This is a genomic window from Finegoldia magna (assembly GCF_018371055.1).
GTDB classification, from domain to species: domain Bacteria; phylum Bacillota; class Clostridia; order Tissierellales; family Peptoniphilaceae; genus Finegoldia; species Finegoldia magna_I.
On sequence record NZ_JAGYZD010000323.1, the window covers coordinates 1 to 1,483 of the forward strand.

The 1,483-nt window shown below is 35.9% G+C and carries 1 pseudogene; it reads right to left on the reverse strand.

The features are described 5' to 3' along the window. Nucleotides 1-1,483: pseudogene (locus tag KHW44_RS09550) on the reverse strand (restriction endonuclease subunit R); the annotation flags it as partial.

Consider the following 1,483-nt stretch of genomic DNA (forward strand, 5'->3'; position numbering starts at 1 on the left):
AATCAAATATTTATAAATAGATTTTGCTTCTCCTCTGGTAATTCTGTGTTCTTCTCCATTTAATTCCACAGCTTTTCCTTCGAAATAATCAACCGTTGCGCTTCTTGGACGTTGTGTCAATTCATCTTTCAATTCTTTTTGAAATCCTGATACAAAATCCCTGTAGCTTTCACTAGCAATAACAGTAAGCTTGTTAATCTGATGAACCATCGCTCTCCCAATCGACTGTTCATCCATACGAAAACCATTCTGGTCGACGCAAAGTCTAAGTCCTCTTCCAACCTCTTGTCTTTTCATAGTCGTAGAACTGCCTTGTTTCAAAGTACAAATCTGAAAAACATTAGGATTGTCCCAGCCTTCACGCAAAGCAGAGTGCGAGAAAATAAACCTAGTAGGTTCATCAAAACTCAAAAGTCTTTCCTTGTTTTTCAATATCAAATCATACGCAGAAATATCATCAGAAAACTCATGACCACGCTTCACATTGCTATTTACAGACCTACCATTCTTATCGATACTAAAATATCCCTTATGAGTATCCTTCTCACTAATTTCATTCAAATATTTTTGATAAGGAGTGTCAAATATTGTACGGTATTCATTCAACACCGAAATATATTCTTTTTCAAAAATTTGACCATACTCACCCAAGATTTCTTCGCCATCATCGTCATATTGCCTGTATTTTGCAACCTCATCTATAAAAAACAACGACAACGTCTTAATCCCTCTATTAAAAAGCTCTTGTTCCTTTTCAAAATGCGACTTAATAGTCTCTCTTATTTGAACACGTCGAATATCCTTCTCAGTAACATCTCCTGTTACCTCGCCCTTTTTAATAACCTCTCCATTGACAAAACTAACAGTTGAATCAATCGGATTAATCTCAGAAACTCGATAACCCTTGTACTGCTCCATATTGTTCGACAATTCATACAAATTATCATCCACAGACACAATCCTAGTCTCTCTGTTGATTGATTTCTTGTAAGCTATTTCGAACTCAATTCTAGCTCTTGGAGGATCCTTCGGTGACAATATAATGCTATCCAAATACAAATACTTGTCAGTTCCTCTGAAATTTTTCACCTGAAAACCCTTGACCTCAATTTTCTTAACCAACTTTTGGTTGTAAGCATCCACGCAGTCCAACGCATACACCAAATTGTGTTGGTTCTTGTGAGTAGCAGAATAATTCAACGTAAATAAAGGATTGAAATTCTTCAAAGCTTTTTGTGTAGCTTTCCCACCCATTTTTTGAGGCTCATCCAAAATCAAAATAGGATTATTGGCAGCGATAACATCAATAGGACGTCTGGATTGGAACTCGTCACGCTTACTGTAAATAATTCTCGACTCCTTGCTCCTTCCGCCTTCCTTTAAAGAAGTATTAAAAGCCTGCATATTAATAATCATTACATTAATACCAGAATTACTAGAAAAAGCATCCAACTGATTCAAATTCTTGCTATTATATACGAAA